General features: G+C 63.5%; 18 protein-coding genes. 6 read left to right on the top strand and 12 right to left on the bottom strand.

The genetic code is table 11. From position 1 onward, the window contains the following. The first annotated feature begins 163 nt into the window (after positions 1-163). Positions 164-3268, top strand: coding sequence for an acetoacetate--CoA ligase (locus DLM46_RS27600; protein ID WP_115105606.1), 3105 nt, complete (start codon positions 164-166; stop codon positions 3266-3268). Between the two features lie 102 nt (positions 3269-3370). Here DLM46_RS27600 and styD read toward each other — a convergent pair whose 3' ends face one another. The 3 genes from styD to DLM46_RS27585 are packed head-to-tail and all read right to left on the bottom strand — an operon-like array spanning position 3371 to position 7882. Then, entirely contained in the window at positions 3371-4849 is a 1479-nt protein-coding gene (styD, locus tag DLM46_RS27595) for a phenylacetaldehyde dehydrogenase StyD (protein ID WP_115105605.1), read from the bottom strand. Beyond that, positions 4846-5916, bottom strand: a complete 1071-nt coding sequence (locus DLM46_RS27590) for a hypothetical protein (protein WP_115105604.1) — start codon at positions 5914-5916, stop codon at positions 4846-4848. Before DLM46_RS27590 ends, styD begins: the two co-directional genes overlap by 4 nt. After that, positions 5897-7882, bottom strand: a complete 1986-nt coding sequence (locus DLM46_RS27585) for a primary-amine oxidase (RefSeq protein ID WP_115105603.1) — start codon at positions 7880-7882, stop codon at positions 5897-5899. The genes DLM46_RS27590 and DLM46_RS27585 overlap by 20 nt, the downstream gene beginning before the upstream one ends. Before the next feature lie 189 nt (positions 7883-8071). On the opposite strand from DLM46_RS27585, the gene DLM46_RS27580 reads away from it, so the two are divergent. The 3 genes from DLM46_RS27580 (at position 8072) to DLM46_RS27570 (ending at position 12210) form a co-directional block, all read left to right on the top strand. After that, positions 8072-9070, top strand: a complete 999-nt coding sequence (locus DLM46_RS27580) for an AraC family transcriptional regulator (protein ID WP_115105602.1) — start codon at positions 8072-8074, stop codon at positions 9068-9070. A 291-nt stretch (positions 9071-9361) separates the two neighbouring features. Next, positions 9362-10813 (top strand): APC family permease, encoded by a 1452-nt coding sequence (locus tag DLM46_RS27575; protein ID WP_208866340.1) that lies wholly within the window; start codon positions 9362-9364, stop codon positions 10811-10813. Between the two features lie 182 nt (positions 10814-10995). Further along, the gene (locus DLM46_RS27570; protein ID WP_115105601.1) at positions 10996-12210 is read left to right on the top strand and encodes a porin; all 1215 of its coding nucleotides are present in this window, start codon (positions 10996-10998) and stop codon (positions 12208-12210) included. Positions 12211-12252: 42 nt separating this feature from the next. On the opposite strand, the gene hpaC is transcribed toward DLM46_RS27570, so the two are convergent. Continuing rightward, positions 12253-12780, bottom strand: a complete 528-nt coding sequence (hpaC, locus tag DLM46_RS27565) for a 4-hydroxyphenylacetate 3-monooxygenase, reductase component (RefSeq protein WP_115105600.1) — start codon at positions 12778-12780, stop codon at positions 12253-12255. A gap of 335 nt (positions 12781-13115) precedes the next feature. Between hpaC and DLM46_RS27560 the strand changes: the two genes are divergently transcribed. Continuing rightward, a complete protein-coding gene (locus DLM46_RS27560) occupies positions 13116-13784 on the top strand; it encodes a response regulator transcription factor (RefSeq protein WP_115105599.1) in 669 nt (222 codons plus the stop codon). Positions 13785-13830: 46 nt separating this feature from the next. Here the strand turns inward: DLM46_RS27560 and DLM46_RS27555 are convergent, their stop codons facing one another. The 7 genes from DLM46_RS27555 to DLM46_RS27525 all read right to left on the bottom strand — a co-directional run bounded on the left by DLM46_RS27555 (position 13831) and on the right by DLM46_RS27525 (position 19928). After that, on the bottom strand, positions 13831-14574 hold the full coding sequence (locus tag DLM46_RS27555; RefSeq protein WP_115105598.1) for an SDR family NAD(P)-dependent oxidoreductase: 744 nt from the start codon (positions 14572-14574) through the stop codon (positions 13831-13833). A gap of 52 nt (positions 14575-14626) precedes the next feature. Next, positions 14627-15751 (bottom strand): amidase, encoded by a 1125-nt coding sequence (locus tag DLM46_RS27550; protein WP_115105597.1) that lies wholly within the window; start codon positions 15749-15751, stop codon positions 14627-14629. Next, entirely contained in the window at positions 15748-16263 is a 516-nt protein-coding gene (locus tag DLM46_RS27545; protein ID WP_115105596.1) for a nuclear transport factor 2 family protein, read from the bottom strand. Before DLM46_RS27545 ends, DLM46_RS27550 begins: the two co-directional genes overlap by 4 nt. A 10-nt stretch (positions 16264-16273) precedes the next feature. Then, the gene (locus DLM46_RS27540) at positions 16274-16651 is read right to left on the bottom strand and encodes a hypothetical protein (RefSeq protein WP_115105595.1); all 378 of its coding nucleotides are present in this window, start codon (positions 16649-16651) and stop codon (positions 16274-16276) included. 50 nt (positions 16652-16701) lie between these two features. Further along, complete coding sequence (locus DLM46_RS27535) at positions 16702-17892, bottom strand: acyl-CoA dehydrogenase family protein (protein ID WP_115105594.1); 1191 nt, start codon at positions 17890-17892, stop codon at positions 16702-16704. 255 nt (positions 17893-18147) lie between these two features. Next, positions 18148-18648, bottom strand: coding sequence for an aromatic-ring-hydroxylating dioxygenase subunit beta (locus tag DLM46_RS27530; RefSeq protein WP_115105593.1), 501 nt, complete (start codon positions 18646-18648; stop codon positions 18148-18150). Then, positions 18645-19928 (bottom strand): aromatic ring-hydroxylating oxygenase subunit alpha, encoded by a 1284-nt coding sequence (locus DLM46_RS27525; RefSeq protein WP_115105592.1) that lies wholly within the window; start codon positions 19926-19928, stop codon positions 18645-18647. The genes DLM46_RS27530 and DLM46_RS27525 overlap by 4 nt, the downstream gene beginning before the upstream one ends. 104 nt (positions 19929-20032) lie before the next feature. Between DLM46_RS27525 and DLM46_RS27520 the strand changes: the two genes are divergently transcribed. Then, positions 20033-20953 carry a LysR family transcriptional regulator gene (locus DLM46_RS27520; protein ID WP_115105624.1) on the top strand — a complete coding sequence of 307 codons (921 nt, stop codon included), beginning with the start codon at positions 20033-20035 and terminating at the stop codon, positions 20951-20953. Between the two features lie 105 nt (positions 20954-21058). Here the strand turns inward: DLM46_RS27520 and DLM46_RS27515 are convergent, their stop codons facing one another. Next, complete coding sequence (locus DLM46_RS27515) at positions 21059-21946, bottom strand: LysR family transcriptional regulator (protein WP_115105591.1); 888 nt, start codon at positions 21944-21946, stop codon at positions 21059-21061. Positions 21947-22000 lie beyond the last annotated feature (54 nt).

Genomic DNA, 22000 nt, shown 5'->3' with positions numbered 1-22000 from the left:
ACGAACGACGCAGCAAGACCGCTTGCCCATCTAGCGCGAGGCAGGGGCCCGTCCGGTTGAATTGCTCTCGACTAAACGAATTGTGTGAGGCGTGCCCCAGCCGGAACGGCACTTGTCCGCACAAAACGGCAAAACATGAAAACGTGACAACGCGGGGTTCTTAATGAATCGACTGGATTTGCCCGACGCTTGGTCCGCAGCCGCATCGCGCCCGCCCATTCACGGCGTCCAGTCGGAACGGGCCGCCGCATCGCAGATGTCGGCGTTCACGCGCGCGCTCGAGGCGCATACCGGCCATATCTTTTCGAACTATGAAGCGCTGCATGATTTCTCGGTGCGGGAATATCGAATCTTCTGGTCGTTCCTGTTGCAGTGGTTGCAAGGCGTGGACTGGTCGGGCAGCGCAGAACCCGCTTGCGTCGGCGACGAGTGCGAACACGCGCGTTTCTTTCCGCAGGTGCGGCTTAATTATGCGGACACGCTGTTGAGCCTCGCGATTGCGCCAGCCGAAGCGCCCGCGCTCACGTCCTGCCACGCGGACGGCCGCAAACTGCGCCTGAACCGAGGCGAGCTGCGCGAACGCGTTGCACGTCTGGCCGACGCGCTGTCGGCGTTGGGTGTGGGCGAGGGCGACCGGGTAATCGGCGTGATGCGCAACGACGCCGCGGCGATCATGACGGCGCTGGCCGTGACCGCGTTGGGCGCGACGCTGTCGACCGTCGCGCCGGACATGAGCATCGAGACGATGCTCGACCGTTTCGCGCCGCTCGAACCGCGCCTGCTGTTCGCACACACCGCCGCACAACCGTTCGACAAAGGCGCCCCGGTGCAGGCGAACGAGGCGAACATCATCGCGCTGGCCGCCGCGCTGCCGTCGCTGCAAGGCATCGTCGCGCTCGATGGCGGCGGCTTGCCGGGCATCGTGGGGCCGGCGGTGTACGCGGTGGATGAACTGATCGCGAGCGGTGACGCCGGCCGTTTCGTCTGGCGGCAATTTCCGTTCAACCAGCCGCTCTTCATCATGTTTTCGTCGGGCACGACGGGCAAGCCCAAATGCATCGTGCACGGTGCCGGCGGCGTGCTGCTCGAACATCTGAAGGAACACCGGCTGCACAGCGATCTGCGGCCCGGCGACCGGTTGTTCTTCCACACCAGTTGCGCGTGGATGATGTGGAACTGGCAATTGTCGGCGTTGGGCTCGGGCGTCGAGATCGTCACCTACGACGGACCGATTTCGACCGTCGACACGCTGTGGCGTCTCGTGGCCGACCAGCGCGTCAGCGTGTTCGGCACCAGCCCCGCGTACCTGAAAATGAGCGAGGAGGCCGGGCTCGTCCCTGGCAAGCAATTCGATCTGGGCGCATTGCGGGCGATGATGTCGACCGGCGCGGTGCTATACGACGCCCAATTCGTGTGGGTGCGCGATCACGTGAAGCCGCTGCCGTTGCAATCGATCTCCGGCGGCACCGATATTCTCGGCTGCTTTGTGCTAGGCAACCCGAACCTGCCGGTCTATGCGGGCGAGGCGCAATGCAAGAGCCTCGGGCTGGATATCCAGGCGTGGGAGGGGGGCAAGCGCGCGGACGGCGTTGGCCAACTGGTCTGTGTGAATCCGTTTCCGTCGCGGCCGCTCGGGTTTTTCGGCGACGCGGACGGCACGCGTTTTCACGCTGCCTATTTCGCCGACAACCCGGGCGCCTGGACCCACGGCGACCTCGTCGAGTTCTTGCAGGAAGGCTCCGTGCGTCTGCACGGCCGCTCGGACGGCTTGTTGAACGTGCGCGGCATCAACGTCGGCCCGGGCGAGATTTACCGCGTATTGAACGATATCCCCGAGGTTCGCGAGGCGATGGTGGTGCAGCAGCATGTGCGCGTCGCCGTGACGGGCAATACGGCCGCAGCCGCCGCGAGCGTCGAATCACGCGTGGTGTTGCTGCTGGTGTTGCGCGACGGTTGCGTGTTGAACGGCGCGCTGGCCGCGCGCGTGCGACGCGATCTCGCGCGGCGCGCGTCGCCTGCGCACGTGCCGGACCGTATCGTCGCCGTCGACGCGTTGCCCGTCACGCACAACGGCAAGCCATCCGAAGCGGCGGCACGCAATGCGGTCAACGGCCTGCCCGCCGGCAACGCCGCCGCGCTGCGCAACCCGGCTTGCCTCGAGGCGATCCGCACGCATCCCGCGCTGCATCTTGCCCAACGCGAGATTCCACCGCCGGGCGAGACGCGCGAGTCGCTGGAGAAGCATTTGCAGGCCCATTGGGAACGGCTGTTCGACTTCGCGCCGATCGACCGGAACGACAATTTCTTCGACCTTGGCGGCCACTCGCTGCTCGCTGCACGGATGCTGGCGGAGATACGACAGACGACCGGCCACGCGATACCGCTGGCGACGTTGATGACCACGCCGACGATCGCGCGCCTGGCTGCCGCCATCGACGCCTATGCGCAGCAGCCCGCCTCGTCGCCGATACTCGTTCAGGTGCGCGCCGGCACGGGCACGCCGATTTTTCTGGCGCACAGCGTGAGCGGGTCGGTGATGGAGTGTTTGACGCTGGTGAATGCGCTGCGCAGTTCGCGTCCGGTGTATGGCTTGCAGGCGCGCGGCCTGGACGGCGAGCAGCCGGCCCATCGCCGGGTCGAGGACATGGCTGCCAGCTACGTCGAGCAGATGCGCCGCGTGCAGCCGAGCGGACCTTACGCGATAGCGGGCTTCTCGTTCGGCGGCCTGGTGGCATTCGAGATTGCGCAGCAGCTACGGCGTGCCGGCGCAGAAATCGAGTTGCTGTGTCTGCTCGATACCTACGTGCACGAGGATTTCCTGCCGCTGCGCGTGCGAGTGCGGCATCACTGGCGCCTGGCCGGCGGCCAGTGGCGCAAGCTTTGCGAAGTGCCGGCCCGGCGACTGCCTGGCTATCTGGCCGGCAAGCTGGCGCGCGTCACCGACGTCATACGCCGCCGGAGCGGGCGCAGCGTGCGCCGTCCCGACCCATTCACCGCGACTTTGCCGCCCACCTTGCGGCGCATCCGCGAGACCATGGGCGCCGCGATGACGACCTACCGTCCCCGTCCTTACGACGCCGGGCCGATCGTCTATCTGCGCGCGACGATCGCCGAGCGCGAGCGAGGCGACCCCATGTCGTTATGGCGAAGGATTGCGCGCGGCGGCCTGGTGGTCGCGGACGTCTCGGGAGGGCATGGCGACATGATCGTGGAGCCGAACGTCCAACGCGTTGCGGCACTGTTGGACGAGAGACTCGAGCGTGCGTAAAAAAGCCGGGCGACAAGGAAGCACCGCCCGGCGTACGGCTGGACATCTCACGGTAGGGCAGATCGTTGCGACGAGCACCGCCGTCAGAAGTCAAAACCCCGATCAATAAGCAATACAAACAGACTTGCTCTCAGTATAAGAATCGACAATAGCCTTGCCATGTTCGCGTCCGATCCCAGACGCCTTGAACCCGCCAAACGGCATGGCCGGATCAACCATATTGTGGGTATTGACCCAAACCGTGCCGGCCTCGATCCCATCGGCCAACCGCAGGGCCTTGTCGAGCTGATTGGTCCAGACGCTAGCCCCGAGCCCATACTCGGAATCATTCGCCTCGGCCAGCACCTCATCGAGATCGTCATAAGGCATAGCCACCAGCACAGGCCCAAAAACCTCTTCTTTAACGACAGATAGCGGTTTGCGCAACCCATTGGCAATCACAGTAGGCCGCACGAAGAAACCCGCGCCATCGACAGCCGCATCGCGGGACAAAACCTCACCGCCTTCGAGTTTTCCTTGCGCAATCATGCGCACGACCTTGTCGCGATGCCGTGAAGAAACCATCGGCCCCATCTGCGTGGTGGCATCGAATCCCGGGCCGAGAGCCATGCCGTCGGCCACGGCGGCGATGCCTTGCACCACTTCGTCATAGATCGATCGCGCGACATACAGGCGCGAACCGGCCGTGCAAACCTGTCCGTGGTTGAAGAAAATCGCCCCCGCGGCACCTTCAATGGCTTTGCGAGGATCGCAATCGTCCAGCACGATCACCGGGCTTTTGCCGCCCAATTCGAGCGATGCGCGTTTCAGATCGTCGGCACATTGGCGGCCAATCATGCGGCCCACTTCTGTCGAGCCTGTGAAGGTCACCTTGTTGACCAAACGGTGCTTGACCAGCGTCGCGCCGGCTGTTTCGCCGCGTCCTGTGACGACATTGAATACACCAGGCGGGAAGCCTGCTTCATGCGCCAGTTCGGCAAGGCGGATCGCCGTCAAAGGCGTTTCTTCGGCGGGTTTCAGCACGACGGTGCAACCGCAGGCGAGCACCGGCGCGATTTTCCAGACCGCCATCAGCAGTGGGAAATTCCACGGGACGATAGCGGCGACTACGCCTGCCGGCACGCGCCTCGTCGAGGCGTTGTAGCGGGTGCCCGGCGGGAAGGCGATCGAGAGGTCAAGCGTCGTGCCCTCGATTTTGGTGGCCCAGCCGGCCATGTAACGCAGCCATTGCACGCTGCCCGATACTTCCAGCATCTGTGAGAAGGCGAGGAGCTTGCCCTGGTTCAGGGTTTCCAGCGCGGCGAGTTCTTCCGTGTGTTTCTCGACGAGGTCTGCCAGCTTGAGCAGCAAATGCTCGCGGGTTGAGGGCGGCATTCTGCGCCAGGTGTCGGATTCGAAAGCCCGTTTTGCGGTTCTGACCGCGTGGTCGATGTCCGCTTCCGTTGCGTCTGGAATGTGCGCGATTTCTTCTGCCGTGGCCGGGTTGAAGATGGGGAAGGTCTTGCCTGCGGCGCCCGATGTCGGTTCGCCGTCGATAAACATATGGGTGTGAAGGGCTGAGGGTTTGATTGGGTCATTCATGGTGCTTGTCTCCATCGAAGTTGATCAGGCGTTGCGCTGGTCAAATTGCCTTGGGTTTTTCCTTCTGTGTGCCTGCGGCAGTGCTTCTGCTTCAAGCGCTGACGGATCGCTGTTTCGCTGCGCCGATTCCTTGTCAGTGCCGCCGCGCATAGCAGGTTCGCGGCCGCGCTCAGCGCGTAAAACACCATGAATCCGTCGCCGAAAAAATAGGGCGTCGTCGAGAGTGCTGCGCCCGACACCATGCCGATGTGGTGCGCCGCGCCTGGGCAGCTTGCGCTGAATGCGCGGCTCGGCTTGCTCCCCAAATTCATTAGCGCCGGGATCGTCAGGCAGTCGAGAACCAGAAAAACCTGCGCCGCAAGCGGGGCCAGCGTGGGCGTATCCGCGGCGGTTAGCCATCCAACTAGCGCGGCGCGTATCACGTACAAGGCGATCAGCAGTCTGTGCTGGCCTGAGCGCTCGGCGGCGAACGCCAGCACGCATACGGCCGTCAGCAAGAGCGCGCCCTGCCAGATCGGTTGGGCACCGGTCACACCGCAAATCGCGTACAACTGAAAACGCGCCAGACTGCCGCTCGACACGCCGGCAAGGAATGCGAGCAACGCCGCCGCGCCCGTCGTGTGAAGCACCGTCGACGAATCGTCAGCGGTTTGTCTCGGGTCGTCCGGCGATTCGCTCAGTGACTCGTTCGCCGACCCAAGCACCCGCCGCCAGTCAACCAGTAGCGCGCCACCCGTCGCCGTCATCAGCGCGGCGATTGCGCCACCATGCTCCGCTCCGCTCAGATACGGCGGCACGAGGCTCATGGCGCTCATCGTCACCATCAACGTCGCGGCAATCGGCAACCAACGGCGCCGGTCGGACGATCGCGCCATCAACGTCGGTGCGATCATCATCGTTGCCAGAGTCAGCGCGCTCATCCACAGTGCGTTCGCGTGCTGGCTGAAACCGGCACGCATCACCAGCGCGGCGGCACCGCTTGCGAGGAGCGCACAAGCCGAGCCCGCCACCCAGGGCGCGGCATGCCGTGCGCCGCGCGTCGCCGGATCAGTGCGTGCAGCAGCCATGATCCGCGGGCTTGCCGTCTTCGACGCTGTTCCGGTCGCGTTCGGCCGGCAAGTCCATGGTCGGATTGGCGGAAAAGAAGTTGTTCGGCTTGAGCATGAAGCCCGCATACTCGACCGGCATCACCGGAAAATCCTCGGGCTTGCACACGTGCGTGTGGCCGAAGCTGTGCCACAACACCAGATCTTCGTTCTCGATGTTGCGGTTCGCTTCGATATAACGCGGCAAGCCGTCGCCGCCGGAATGCTGGTTAGGGTAATCGCCGCTCGCATAGCGCTCGGCGGGATCGAACGGCGTGACCCACACGTGACGCGTCGCAAAGCCGCCGCGTTGGCGTACTTTCGAACCCGGGTCGGCAAGCATCAGCGGCGAGTCGTTCACGATCAGCTTGTAGCCCGGGTTCGCGCCCACCGCGTTCCTCACGTTCGGGTTGATCACCTTCCAGTAACGCCCGGTGCTGCCGCTCGCGAGGCGCGCAGCTTCGCCTTCGGTCCTGAACACGCGCTTTGTCGTGTCGAACACGTTGCCGTACGGATTGGTTTCGCCCATGGGACGCGGCACGAATTCATGTTCGGTCACGGAGTTGCGCTCGCCGTCGATCATCATATGCAGCCGCGCATTGAAGAAATGCTGGTGGGTCGGGCCGCCGAGATTCCCGGTGATCATGCCGCCCCACGGATACGTGTCGCCGTCGGCGACGGCCGACGTTTGCACGATGCCGGTCAGCTTGCATTCGAGCTGGATCGTGCCGTCCTGGTACAGGTACCAGTAAAAACCGTAATCGTAGTTGCCGACCGTGGCGAAGAACGAAATCACGAGGCGTCGCGAGCGGCGCATTTCGAATACGCCGGTGCGGAATTCGTAGTGTTTCCACAGCGTGCCGTAGTCTTCTTCATGCATGCACACCGCGTTCTTCATCACAAACGCATTGCCGAAATCGTCGGCGGCCGGAATGTCGAAATAGCGAATCGTGCCGAGGCAGTCGCAGCCGAGTTCGAGTTGATTCGCCAGTTTGCCCAGGCCGTATTCGCCCGCGTCGAAGGCGCTTTTCCAGTAGTGGTTCGTGCTCGGATCGGAGTAGGGCACGCACATCTCGGTGACGCTCGCGCGGTAGACGATGGGCCGCGCGCTCCTGCCGTCGTCCCACGAGAGCTGATGCAACACCAGCCCCTCGCGCGGCGTGAAGCCGACGCGGAAGGTCCAGTTCTGCCAGCTCACGTGCCAGCCGTCGATCTTGAAGCTCGGGCCTTCAGGCTGGCTGATCGACAGCGGTTTGAGCGTGCCGCGCGGCTCGCCGAGGCTCGGGGTGTCGTAGTTGTGCTTCGCGCGCGGAATCGGAATGATGCGGCCGTCGTCCACCAGTTCGATCACTTTCTTTTCGAGCAGATCGACCACCGCGACCACGCCCTCGATCGGATGCGCGTAGCCGTTATCGGTCACGCTCTCGCGGTAATAGCTCACACAACGCACGAGACGCCGCCCGTTTTCGTTCTCGCGGTCGAAGCACCCGGCGGAAAACGGATCGACCTGCACGCGCTCGAGATCTTTCTCCGTCAGACCGCGCTTCATCACCGCGACGCGCCACGCGTCGTCGCTCTTGACGATCTGCTCGGCGTTCATGAAGTCGTCGATCATCACCGGCGGCTGGCCGTAGGGCGCCTGATCGAGAGGCAGCACGTGGCGCGAGGCGACTTTCTTTTCTCCGAGGTCGACGAGAAATTCGACGGTCGCGCCGTTCGTGCGATCGATGGCCAGCACAAAGGCCGTGCGCGAAAAGTATTCGCCTGCTTTGAATGCGAGCACCTCGGCCTTCGGCGGCTCGCGTAATTCGACGACCGGAAAACGCGCATGCGGGTCGAGTTTTTCGGCGGTTTTCACGAGGTCGCAGGCAAGCTGCATTTCGTCCGGACTCAGCGGATCGAGCGGATGAACGGGGGCGTGAGCGGCTTTTGCGGCATTCGTATGCATAGGATTCCCGTGAGAAGTGGGCTGGACCGGACAGCGTGATCGCGCGGATTGATGGCGAGCGGCCAACGCTGAGTCGATGGCAAATCGTAGGAACCCAATAATATTTTCGCGCTTGCTCATCGCGCCAAATGAACGATAAAGTGCGCCAGCAGGGAAGACACCGGCAAGACGAAAGAGGAGACACTCAGGATGAAAAAAGTCACGCTCAACGGCGCTTTCCCGATGATTCGCGCCGCGGTGATGGGACCGGTCGTGCGCGCGCTCGATGCATCGGGCGCCGATTGCGATGCGCTGCTCGCGGAGTTCGGCATGAGCCGGCGGCTGCTGTCCAATCCGTATGAGATTCTGCCGCTCACGCGCTATGTGGAGGCTTTTGAACGCGCGGCGCAAGTGCTTGGCGAGCCGTCGCTCGGCTTGCGGCTGGGCAGTGAATTGCAAGTGACCGAGCTGGGGCCGGCGGGTCTGGTGTTTTTATCGTCGCCGACCTTGAATGCGGCAATGCGCAAGTTTTCGGCGGCACTGGAGTCGTGGCAAAGCGCGACGACGTGTGAGCTGCTGCGCGACGACGCATGGCCGATCTGGACTTATCAGATCGCCAATCCGCACATCTGGCCGCGCCGCCAGGACGCCGAATACAGCCTGTCGACGATGTGCCACATGATCCGGCTCGTGCGCGGCGCCGCGTGGAATCCGGTCGAAGTGCATTTCGAACACGCCGCACCTGCGGATCTCAAACCGTATGCACGCAATTTCCGCGTGCCGGTGCGCTTTCAGCAGCCTTTCAATGGCGTGATTCTGCGTCCGCAGGATCTCGACGCGTCGCTCAAAAGCGCCGATACGCAGATGGCGCGCATGATGGAGCGTCATGCCACCGATCTGATCTCGCGCGATGCGGTGCCGCACAGCATCGTTGAACAGGTGCGCGATCTGGTGACGCGGCGGCTCGCGCATGAAAAGCTGATCGTCGCCGACATCGCGAAAGATCTCGGTCTTTCGCATCGCTCGTTGCAACGGCATCTCGCGCAGGAGGGGACATCGGTTCGGCAGATCGTGCGCGAAGAGCGGCAGCGCAGTGTCGAGGGCCTGCTCGAGCGCGAAGGACTCACCAACGCCGCGATTGCGCGAGCGGTGGGTTATGCGGATGCGACGGTGTTGTGGCGCGCCACACGCAACTGGAAAAAACGATAGACGGCGCGACACGGCCTGCGCTATCGCCCTGAAAGCCCGCTGTAACCTGCGGCTGCACGTGCAAAAAAGCTTCCCGTTCCTAAGCATTCACTGCGAACCGCGGCCCCTGCGACTATCGCCGGCATTGGCGCGGATTATCGAGAATTTGGCGCGGTTGGCGAAGTGCGTTTATTTTTTAGCTACCTACCATGCGCTCACACCGAACTATCGAACGTCGGTAAAGCGAGCGCCTCAACCAGCGGTTCAAGGGTTCAGGCGAGTTCCGGACTAGCCAACACAACAGAGGCAGCGATGAATGAACCCTACTCTCCAACCGGTCTGGCGGACGCGGAGAATCCCGTGGAATTGAAGGGCAATACGCTGGGCTTATGGCAGATCGTGTTTCTCGTGATTTCCGCGGCGGCGCCCCTGACGGGCATGCTCGGCGCGGTGCCGCCCGCCATCAGTCTGGGCAACGGCGCGGGCATTCCGGGCGCGTTTGTGATCGCGGGCCTCGTGCTGCTGATTTTCAGCGTAGGTTTCGCGTCGATGAGCCGGCACGTGGTGCGCGCCGGCGCATTCTACGCGTACATCGCCGCGGGGCTCGGACGGCCTTTGGGCATGGCCGGCGCGCTGGTCGCCTTGATGTCGTACACGTTCATCCAGATCGCGCTGTATGGTCTGTTCGGATTCTTCTGCACCGTCATCCTCTCGCCGTTGTTGCATAGTTCGCTGCCGTGGTACGGCTATTCGCTGATCTGCGTGGCGGTGGTGCAATTCACCGGCATCCGCGGGATCGACCTGAACAGCCGCCTGCTCGGTATTCTGATGTGTCTCGAACTGGGCATTCTGTTGCTGCTGGCGCTGGCGATCGTCGTGCACGGCGGCGGCTCGAACGGGCTCACGCTGGCGCCGTTTTCGCCGCAACATGTGTTCAGCGGCCACCTCGGCATTGCGGTGATGTTCGCCTTCGCCTCGTTTATCGGTTTCGAGGCGACCGCGATTTACGGCAAGGAGTGCCGCGATCCGAAAGTGACGGTGCCGCGCGCGACTTATGTGTCGGTGATGCTGATCCTCGTGTTCTTCGCCTTCGTCACGTGGACGATCGTCTGCGCCTACGGCCTCGCCGATGTGGTCGCGGTGGCGACCAAACAGCCGGGCGACTTCTGGTTCATCCAGTCCGACAAGTACCTGGGCGGTGCGGTGACGACCGTGATGAGCTTCCTGCTGCTCAGCAGTATTTTCGCGAGTCTGTTGTCGTTCCATAACACGCTGGTGCGCTATATCCATGCGCTGAGTCTCGAAGGCATCCTGCCTCAGGTGCTCAACCGTGTGCACGCCACGTACCGTTCGCCGTATGTCGCGAGCTATCTGCAAACGCTGTCGGTGTGCGTGATCCTGGGGCTCTTTATCGCCGCAGGCAGCGATGCGTTCAACATCGTGTTCAGCTGGAGTTCGGCGCTCGGCACGATCGGCATTGTGATGCTGCAAGCGGTGACGAGTTTTTCGGTGATCGCGTTTTTCCGCAAGACCCGCAAAGACACACGCGTATGGCACTCGTTTATCGCGCCGCTGGCCGGCGGGATCGGCCTGCTGTATATCGGCGTGATTCTGGTGCGCAACCTCGATGCGCTCAGCGGTTCCGATAGTCCGATCGTCAAATCGTTTCCGTGGATCGTATTCGCGGTGGCGCTGATCGGCGTCGCCATCGGTCTCGTTCTGCGCAAGAAGCGGCCGGATATCTACGCGCGCTTCGGCCAGTAACCTGACGGCGCGCGCAGCGGCAAGAGCGCGCCTTCGCCATTACCTGCGCCGCCACCCTTTCCAGCGTTCTCACCATAGGGTCACGCAGCAATGGCTGCCGCTCGTCGTCGAGCGGCAGCGGGGCGCTTTCGCACGCTCTCCTGGTTCGTCTTCGTTAAACAACCTCACTTCCCGGTAAAGATATGACTGACACATTCGTCAAGCGCTCGGCGCTTGCGCTGGCCGCGTGCGGCCTCGCGATGGGCGCGCATGCGCAATCTTCGGTGACGCTCTTCGGCACGATCGACGCCGGCGTCGTCTATACGACCAACCAGCAGACGACGCTCGCGGACGGCAGCACCAACGGCCACGCGAACTATCAGCTGGCGGGCGGCAACCTGGTGCCGTCGCGCTGGGGCTTGACCGGGAGCGAGGATATCGGCGGCGGCACCACCGTCAACTTCACGTTGGAAAACAGCTTTCTGACCGGCAGCGGCACGATGCTGCAATCGAATACGCTGTTCAACCGCAACGCGTGGGTCGGGTTGAACAACGGCACGTATGGCGCACTGACGTTCGGCCGCCAATACGATCCGTTCTCCGATTACATGGGTGCCTATGCGTCGAGCAACAATTGGGCGACGTTGTACGGCTCGCATTTCGGCGATGTCGACAATCTCAACGAAGCGTTCAACTTCAACAATTCGATCAAGTACCTGAGTCCGAGTTTCGGTGGCTTGACCATTGGCGGGTTGTTCAGTCTCGGCGGGGTGGCGGGCCATTTCTCGCAGAACAGGGGCTGGGCGCTGGCGGCGAATTACGCGCAAGGGCCGTTGTCGCTAAGCGCCGGCTACCTGGAGTTGAACCAGCCGTTGCAGGCTGCGCTGGGCGGCACGGCTGGGTATATCGGCGACTTCAGCTGCACGAATGCCGATGCGTCGTATTGCCTGCTGCAGAATGCCAGCAAGATCAGGATTTTTGGAGCAGGGGGCGCGTATGCGTTCGGCAAGGCGAATGTCGCGTTGAGCTATACGCATACGCGGCTGTCGCAGAGCCAGTATTTCGCTAGCGCTGCGAGACCTGCCGGCGCGGATATTTCGTTCGATATCGCGGAGGTGAACACGACCTATATGCTTGCGCCGGATCTGCAGCTTGGTCTTGCTTATATCTTCAATGATGCCAGGCCGGGCGGCAGTGCTTCGACGCGTGTGCATCAGGTCAATCTCGGTGCGGTCTATAGTTTGTCCAAGCGCACGGCAGTCTATGCGGTGGGGATTGGACAGAAGTCGTCAGGGGCGGGACTTGGGATCATTCCTTCGACGGGGCAGACGGAGAATCTCGCGCAGATTCCGAATATCGTCAATTCCAATACGGATAAGCAACTCGCCGTGATCGTCGGCGTTCGGCACAATTTTTGATCACACTATGAGGTGATTATTTTGCCTGCGCGATCGATGCGCTCAGAACGAAGCCGCGCGCTTGATGCGGTGGAAATTGCGGTCGAAATAGATCAGACCGTCGCCGTCGGCGCGCACGCAAATGGACGTGGTCTTGACGAACATCACCGAGTGCGAGCCGACCTCCTTCATTTCGACGATCTCGCCTTGCAGGCTGGCTAACGCGTCGCGCAACACGGGCACGCCGTGCGTGCCTTCGTCCCAGATCGGCCAGCCGAAGCGCTCTTCCATCGGCACCTGGGTCTGACCCGCGAAGTGGCGCGCGAGCAGTTCGTGTTCGCCGGGCAGCACGTTGATGCAGAGGTGGCGGTTGCCTTCGAAGGTCGCGTGCATGGCGCTGGAACGGTTCAGGCAGACCAGCAGCGTCGGCGGCGTATCGGTCACGGAACACACCGCGCTCGCGGTGACGCCGCAGCGCCCGTGCGGGCCGGCTGTCGTGATGACATTGACGGCCGCGGACAGATGCGCCATGGCCTGACGAAACTGCAGCTTTGCAGCGGCGTCCGGGTTGGGGTGGAGGGTCGATGTCATGGGTGTTTTCCTGGGGCCGAAGTGAGGAGCTGGATTCAAGCGTAATCAATCCGCACACGAAAAAAAATCCGCGCGAACGCCGTGCCGGCGGGCGTCTTTCCCAACGTCTCTAAAGCTTTCCCCAATGCGGGCCTGAAGCACGCCGCAAGGCCGGCACATCAACGCTGAACAATCGGCGCTACAGGGTAACTATCGCTATTCAGGCCTTTTTCGACTGGTTATCATGAAGCGGCAATTCGCTTCAATGGATTCACTGGATTCAATGGATTCGCTTCAATGATTCGCCGCGTCGATACGCTCTGAATGGCCCACACCTGAACCACCTCGATCCGCTCATGCGTCAACCGTCTTCGCCTGCCGCAGCCCTCACACCGATCGTCTATATCGTCGACGACGACTGCGGCATGCGTACGTCGCTTGCATGGCTGCTGGAATCGGTCGGTGTGAAATCGGCGGGATTCGCCAACGCCAGCGAGTTTCTTGCTGCGTTCGATCCCAACGCACCGGCCTGTCTGGTGCTCGACGTGCGCATGCCGGAGCAAAGCGGTTTCGACGTGCAAGCCGAGTTGAACCGCCAGCAGGCGACGCTGCCGATCATTTTCGTCAGTGGTCACGGCGATATTCCGATGTCGGTGCGCGCGTTGCAGAACGGCGCGATCGATTTCGTCGAGAAGCCGTACAACTCGCAGCAGATGCTCGATCGTGTGCAGCGTGCGTTGAAGCTCGCCGCGCAACGTCATGCCGCCGATCAGAAGCAGCGCGAGTTGCGCAAGCGTATCGAGTCGCTGACGGCGCGCGAAAAGGAAGTGCTGCGTGGCGTCATCGACGGCAAGGGCAGCAAGCGCATCGCCACCGAGCTATCGATCAGCGTGAAGACCGTCGACGTGCACCGCGCGAGCATCAAGGACAAGCTCGGCGCGGCATCGATTGCGATGCTGGTGCGCGAGGTGATGGCGGTGTGGGACCACGATACGTCGGCGGGCGCGAGCGGCCCGGTCCGCTGAGCCGGGCACGCAGGGGCGCCTGGCAGGCGTTCTGGCGTTCCGGCGTTCAGCGCATGAACAGGCCGCCGTTCACGTCCCAGCACGCACCATTCGCAAAGTACGCATTCTCGGCGGCGAGCATGACCGCGACATCGGCGACATAATCCGCGGAGCCCAGACGCCCCGCTGGAATATTCGCGATCACCGCCTTCAGTTTGTCGACCGCGACACTCTCATGCACGATCGGCAGATCCATCGGTCCCGGCGAAATCGCGTTGACGGTCACGCCCGCCGCGCCGAGGTCGCGCGCGAACACCTTGGTCAGCGTGAGCACGCCGCCTTTGGCCGCCGCATAATGAGCGCCGGTGGCCGAGCCGCCGTTCTGACCCGCGAGCGAGGCGATATTGACGATGCGGCCCGCGCCGGTGTCGGCGAAATGCTGACCGAATACCTGGCAGCCGAACAGCACGCTGCGCAGATTGATGTTGATGACCTGATCGAACTGCTCTGCCGTGATCTCCATCACCGGCACGACTTTCGATGCGCCCGCGTTGTTGATCAGTGCGTCGATGCGGCCCCAGCGTTGCAGGATTGCATCGCGCGAGTCGGCGAACGCGGCTTTCGAGGTGACGTCGAGCGGCAGCGCGAAGGCGTTGGAGCCGTCGGCGCTCAGGTCGCGGGCGAGGGCTTGTGCTGCATCGAATGCGATGTCGCCGATCGCGACCGCGTAACCGGCCGCATGAAAGCGCTTGGCGATGGCGGCGCCCAGACCGCGCGCGGCGCCGGTGACGAGCACGACTCTGTTCTGCATGGCTTCGACTCCGTGAGAAAACGGCCGCTTTTCCAGCGGGTTTATAGCTTGTTCAAGCGGCGAGGGCGGCTTCAAAGCGTGCCGCGATCGCGCATACCTGCTCATCCGCGCCTTTGCGTCCCACGATCTGCAAGCCTGCCTTGAGCGGCGAGCCGCGGATCGGCAACGGCAGGCTCAAAGCCGGATGGCCGCTGAGATTGAACGGTCGGATCAGCGACGACATCGCGATCACCGACGTGCCGCCGCGTGCTTCGTCGAGCGTGATCGGCAGCGCGGGCAGCGTGGGCAGGATCAGCACATCCACGCCGGCTAGCGCGTGGTCGACCGCCGCGGTGAAATACCGACGTATTTGCTCGGCTACATCGAGTTGCGCGGCGCTTGTCCTGGCCGCAGCGCGCAGCCGCGCGTCGAGATCGGCGCCGAGCTTGCCGGTCTCCACCAGATGACCGAACGCGCGCGAGGTTTCCGCGTTGATGACCGAGAGTCCCGCGTCGAACGCGGCGCCGAGGTGGTCGAGCTCGATGGAGCGCGAAGCGAACCCTGCCAGATCCGCGGCACGTGCCAGGGCGCGGTTGATCTCGGACATGGCATCGACCTGCACGACGCCGACGTTGCACGTGCCTTGCAAAGCCTGCGCGGCACGCGCGTCGAAATCTGCCGTGATGGCCTCCATCGCGGCGACCATCATTTGCATCTCGCGCGCGAACGGTCCGACGCAATCGAGCGAAGATTCACGTGGCGCGACGCCGCGGCGCGACACGCGGCCGTACGTCGGCTTCAGACCGATCACGCCGCAACACGCGGCGGGGCCGCGAATCGAACCGCCTGTGTCGGTGCCGAGCGCGGCGTCGGCGAGCTTCAGACCGACGGCAGCCGCCGAACCGCTCGACGAACCGCCTGGAATACGGGTGGCGTCTTGCGGGTTGAGCGGCGTGCCGGTGTAATCGTTGATACCTGTCATGCCGAACGCCAATTCATGCATGTTCGCTTTGCCGGCGATATGCCAGCCGGCCGCGAGCAATCGTTCGACCACTTCCGCGTGCTGCTGCGCGGGCGGCGTATCGGCGAGCGCGCGGCTGGCGGCGGTGGTCGCGTAGCCGGCAATGTCGATCGAGTCCTTGATCGCGATGCTCGGCCCGCTGCCGCCTAACGACAAGGTCTGGATAAACTCGTTCATGGGTGTGCTTTCCTTGGATTCACTTGCCACGGCGCATCGAAAAGACGCTCGGTGCGAAAGTGGGAGATGAGCCAGTCGCGGCCATCGGCGGCGGGCGCGAAGTCCACTTCGAGGCGCGCCGCGATCAGCTCCGCTGGCGCATCCACGTAGCCGGACGCTTGCAGCATGATCCAGCGGCCCTTGGCGCTCGTGCCGTTCACTTCGATCGTTTCCGAAGCGAGGAAGTGGACATTCACCGAGAAATGCGGCGACGGCGGCAAGTAGCGCGTGAGCATCGCGAGAATCTGCGCGTGGCCTGTCAGGCGGCCGAACTTGTGTGCGTAGTGCGGGCCGATGCCTTCCCAGATCGCGTCCGTGGCGAACAGACCGGCGAGCGTTTCGCCGTCGAGCGCGCCGGATGGCACGTCGCATAGCGCCATGTAGCGCGCCATCGTGCGGCGCACCGCGGATTCGGCTTCGAGCGCGGCGAGACGTTCGGTCAGCCCGGCGAGCGTGGCGGCGGTATCGTTCATCGCGTGACGCTCACGCCGGATTGGCGTGCTGCGGCGGCACCGTCAGCGCGCGGCCCACGCGCGCTTCGATCTTGCCGTAGCGCCACAGGTTGTACTCGCCGACCGGCGTCGTGCGATAGAGATTGCAGACCGCGACGGCGGTGTCGAAGTCGGCGACGTCGGCCATGATGTAGAACGTCCACGGCGAATTGTCGGCGTTGCCGACGGTGAGGCGGTCGTCGTCCATGATGCCGAGCACCTTGACGCCTTCCATCGATTCGACCGCGTTCAGCATCTTGCTGTAAGCCTGCCAGACTTCGCCGATTTTCTCGCGCGGCAAGTCGAAGAAATTCTGCGTGACGCCGCAGCAGAACAGCACGCGCAGCGGCAGTGCCTGTTGATCGGACATGAGTGGGGTTCTCCTTGAAACGGGTATGAGCTGGGAATGCGGAAAGTGGCCTACAGGTAGCCCGGAATCGGCGGCACGCCGACGAACACCGCACCGGCGCCGTCGAAATTGCCTTCGCCGAGAAACGCGTGCTGGGTGACCACCATCGAGTCGCGCAACAGGCGCTGCAACGGATGCGTGCGATAGATCGCCATCGTGCCGCCGAGGCGATAGGCGCGCTGCACGACGTCGGCGCCTTCGCGGGCGATCTGCGTCGCGGCGAGGCGCAGCAGGCTGACCTGCTCCGGCGTGGCCGGGCGGCCCGCGAGAATCGATTGCCAGACCTCGTCGGTCGTGTCGTAGAAAAAGGCGCGGGCCGAGCGCAGTTGCGCTTCGGCTTTCGCCAGCTCGATCCGGTAGTACGCGCGCTCCGCGAGTTGCGGCGCGCCGGTGGTCGTCTTGCGGCCGCCGGCCATCTGATTGGCGACGTCGAGCGCGGCGCGGGCGAGGCCGAGGTTCACCACTGCCAGCACTTGCGCCGCGTAGGCGATGGTCGGATAGCGATACAGCGGTTCGTCGACGTTCGCCTCGCCGCCGCGCACGAAAGTCCAGTCGTCGGCGACGAATTGATCGGTGACGCGCAGATCGTGACTGCCGGTGCCTTGCATGCCGACCACGTCCCAGTTCTCGACGATCTCGATCTGATGCGGCCGGAACACGGCCGTGCGCGGCTTGCTCGGCATGCCGCCGTTGCCGGTGCCGTTGCCTGTGCCCACGCCAATTCCGACGCCGAGCCAATCCGCACCCTTGCAGCCGCTCGCGAATTTCCACGTGCCGTTCACGCGCCAGCCGCCTTCCGCAGGCTGCGCCGGTTGCACCGGAAAGAGACCGCCGGCGAACACCTGATCGGGACCGTCGGCGTAAATCTGCGCCTGGGTTGCGAGCGGCAGCGCGGCGAGATAGACGTTCGCCGAACCGAAGCTCGCGACCCACGCCGCGGAGCCGTCCGCCGTGGCGATGCGTTCGATCATGTCGAGAAAAGCGGTGGGCGCGAGCGCATCGCCGCCGAAAAGCCGTGGCGTGGCCGCGCGATACACGCCCGCGCGCTTGAGCCTCGCGATCACATCGCGCGGCACATGCGACAAGCGGTCGAATTCGTCGCGGCGCGCGGCAATGTCGGCGATCACATGGTCGAGCGGCAGGCGCGTGGTGCTCGACGCGCTCTGGTTTTCGGCGGCGACGGCGGTGGCGTTATCGGACATGGCGGAAGTTCTCCCTGATTCGTTGGCGACTGGAACACGAGGGCACGATTCGAATGGCTGATGAATCGTGCAGGCTGATGCCAGTCTAGAAATGCAAAAAGAACGCTTCAATTGGGGCGCGGGACGCACTTTTAGGTAGCGCGCCGGGGTGATCTAAAGAAATCTTCAGGCGTGCATCCCTGCCGGAGGGCGGGTCGAAGGCGGTTCAATCGTGCATCGTGTCGGTCCGTTCGCGTGATCGCGGTTCACAGAGGTTCACAGCAGGAAACCGATTGCGCTGAGCGTCTCGGTCGAATCGATCAGGCGGATCACCTTCTGCACGATGCGCGGCTCGCCGCTCGCGAAGCTGATGCGATGCGTGAGGTCCGCCGCGAACAGCGTCGACGTGCCGCGCTTGTAGGCGACGACGATCTGCGCCGAGTTGACTTCGACTTCGTCGTTCGCGTCGCCGGTCAGCGTGAAGCGCGCAACAGTGCGCACGGTGCGGGCGGCGTCGCTGGCCGACGCCGAGTAGCCGGACGTCATCCGTTGCACGCGTTTTTCGCGCATGTCCTGATCGTCGTACGCGTAGTTCAGCGTGGCGGCGAAGTCGCTGGCCTGCGGATCGATCGGCACGACGTAAAAGCCCGCCGGGTCCCATAGCGAAAGCCATTCGCGATAGTCCTTGCGGTCCAGCAGTTCGGCTTCGCGCCAGATCAGTTCGACCGCGCCGGCGAAGGTTTGCTGCGAGAAAAGCGTGTTCCTGTTGTCCATCATGCGTGCTCCATCATCGTGCGCCATTGCGCGTACGCTTCGCGCATGCCGGTTTCGTCGGTGGCATGGGCGGTCTTCTCGCCGTTCGGCGCTGTGCTCTCGCGATTCAGGCCGCGGTTCACGAGAATCGGCAGCTCGGGGCCGGCGTGCGAGCCGCGCTGCACGCGTTCCCATGCTTCGGCGTCATCGGGGCTGCCGAAACCGAACGGACCCTGGAAGTGCTCGTGAATCCGCAGGCGTACGCGGTTGGCTTCTTCGGGGCCGCCGTCCATGGCGAGCGCCACGTGACGGATTTCGGTTTCGTTTGCCGAAATGGGCCGCAGCACGCGGAAAAACGCCATCGACAACGCGAGGTTCGGAAACAGATTCAGATTGAAGCCGACACCCATCAGTGAACGCACGATGCGGCGCACTTCGTCGGGCGCGTGATCTTTCGCGAGCGAGGCGGCCAGCGCTTCGAAGCGTTCGGGTACCGGCGCGCCGTCGTCCTTGTCGAGATCGACGAGTTCGGGCACCAGCACCGCGAGACTATGGCCGTTGCCGAGGGAGCGGCAGAACGCGTCGTCGCTCGTCATGAAGCTCGTGATCGCCGCAGCGGTTTCGTCGTCGATCGATTTCATCCACGACTTGTGGACGACCGGGAAGTGATACAGGTCGGTGGTGTTTTCGAGCTGGATCTTCCAGTTGCCGTTGAAGCGGAAGCGGTGTTCGCCGTTGGCCTTGATCGGATAGCCCGCGCCTTGCTTCATGAACAGATCGATCCACGGTTTGGCGCCGCCGAGAAAGTCTTCGAGCGGCTCGATCTCCTGATTGAAACTCGCGAAAATCAGGCCTTGATAGATGCCCACGCGCAGACTCGCGAGCGGCAGTTCGGTCTTGTCGATCACGCCTTCGTAGCCGTCGCCGTAGGGCAGTGCGCGCAATGCGCCGTCGAGCCCGTAGGTCCAGCTGTGATACGGACAGGTGAAGCCTTTGGCGTTGCCCTTGTGCTGTTCGCACACCGTCGCGCCGCGATGGCGGCAGCGGTTTTGCAGCACGTTCACGGCGCCGCTCCTGTCGCGCACCACGATCACCGGCTGGCGGCCGATCGTGGTGGTGCGGAAGTCGCCCGGATTGGGCAGCTCGCTCTCATGCGCGACCCAGATCCAGGTCTTGTAGAAAATGCGCTCGAGTTCGGCTTCGAAAACCGCCGGGTCGTGGTACAGCGAAGGGGCGACGCGATCGGACTGCGCGCGCTGGTACAACGCGCTGGCATCGACGGTCTGATATGAGGATTCGCTCATGGCTGTGCAGGTGGGGTGGTCGATGGAGCCAAGTCTCACCCACCGCTTGATATGCGTCAAATTGATCTAAAATGAAATATCAAATCAATCCGATGGATATCTCGATGAATTCGCTGGACCACGTCGACCTCAATCTGCTGCGCGTTTTCCAGGCGATTGTCGAGGAGCGCAGCCTGACGCGCGCCGGCGAACGGCTCGCACTGTCGCAGCCGGCAATCAGTTACTCGCTCGGGCGTTTGCGGACCTTGTTCGACGATCCGCTCTTCATTCGCACCCGCGCCGGCATGCAGCCCACGCCGATCGCGCTCGAGCTGTCGGGCATCGTCGCGCGGGCGCTGGATACGGTGCGTGAAGCGCTGCGTTACGCGGAGCATTTCGACCCGGCGGTGAGCACGCGCACCTTCCGGCTATCGTTGTCCGACGCGGGTGAACTGGCGTATCTGCCGCCGATCTGCGAGGCATTGCACCAGCAGGCGCCGCGCGTGAGATTGCGCATCGCGCCGTTGCCGGTCGAAGAAATCGAAGACGCGCTGCGCGCCAGCCGGCTCGATTTCGCGATCGGCAATCTGCCGACGCTGACCGCGCGCACGCGTCATCAGCCGTTGTTCGAGGAGACTTACGTGTGCATGACGCGCAAGCGCCCTGGCTTGCCGCGCTCGAAAGAACTGAGCCTGAAGGCGTTTCTGGCCGCGTCGCATGTGCAGATCAGCTCGGTCGAGCACAGCCATCATGCGCTCGACGATGCGTTTCGCTCGCAAGGCGTGGGCCGCCACATCGCGCTGGAATTGCCGCATTTCGTGGCCTTGCCGAGTGTGCTGGCCGTGACCGACCTGTTCGCGACGCTGCCGCGGCGCCTCGCCCAGATCTTCAATCGCGGCGGCGGTTTCCAGATTTACGAGTTGCCGGTCACCTTGCCGATTGCCGCGGTCACGATGCACTGGCACGAACACTTCGATCAGGACGAGGGCAACGTGTGGCTGCGCAATCTGATGGCAGGCATCGTGCGGCGTTTTGACGAGCGTTGAAAAGAAGGGCGGCGGGGCGCTTCGGTTCAGCGTTTCAGTTCAGCGTTTCGGGCCTGCGCTTCACGGCCGCCGCTGGGTCCGCTTCCGGGTCGTTTCAAGCCCGCTTCAAGCCCGTTTGAACAGTTCGCGCGCCAGCGAACAAAGCAGCGCCGTCGTCGGCGATTCGTCCTGCAAGCGCCGGCTCATGATGATCGGCGACGCCACATTGGCGCCCGGAATCGGCCGGTACACCACGCCATGCGCGCGCAGACCTTCCACGCTTTCCGGCACGAGACACACACCGACCTGCGCGGCGACCAGGCCGAGCGCGGTCTGCAACTCCCGCACTTCGTGAATCGCCTTCGGCTCCAGCGCGTGATCGCGCATCGCCGAGAGTTGCTGGTCCGCATAGCTCGGCCGCGGCGTGCTCGGATAAACGATCAGCGTCTCCTGCGCGAGCGCCGCGAGCGTCAGCGCCTTCTTCTGCCGCGCGAGCGGATGGTCTTGCGGCAGCGCGGCAATCATCCGTTCTTCGACCAGCACCTCGCGCGCCAGCTGTGCATCGTCGAAACGCAGACGGCCGAAGCCCACGTCGATACGGCCGCCCTTGAGCGCGCCCAATTGCTCGAGCGTAAACATTTCAATCAGCGACAACTCGATATGCGGCGCGGCCTCGCGAAACGCGCGGATCACCGCCGGCAGCGCGCCATATAGCGTCGACGACACGAAGCCGATCACGATGCGCTCGGCCAGTTGCGCGAGACGCCGCGTGAGCGGCGCGAGTTCGTCGGCTTCGTCGATCAGACGCCTTGCCTGCGCGTAGAAGATGCGGCCCGCTTCGGTCAGACGCAGCGGCCGTGCGCCGCGTTCGAACAGCGCCAGGCCGATGCTTTCCTCGATCTGCTGAATCTGGCGGCTGAGCGGCGGCTGCGTCATATGCAGCCGCTGGGCGGCCCGCGTGATGTTCATTTCTTCCGCGACGGCGACGAAGTAGCGGAGTTGGCGAAGTTCCATGCATACCCCTAAGGTATGGAAGTAGTCGGAATCGGTGTTGGACTGCTTCGCGGG

Source organism: Paraburkholderia lacunae, from assembly GCF_003353175.1.
Classification (GTDB): Bacteria; Pseudomonadota; Gammaproteobacteria; order Burkholderiales; family Burkholderiaceae; genus Paraburkholderia; species Paraburkholderia lacunae.
Note: the sequence above shows the minus strand (reverse complement) of the source record. Positions and strands in the feature narration are given on the sequence as shown.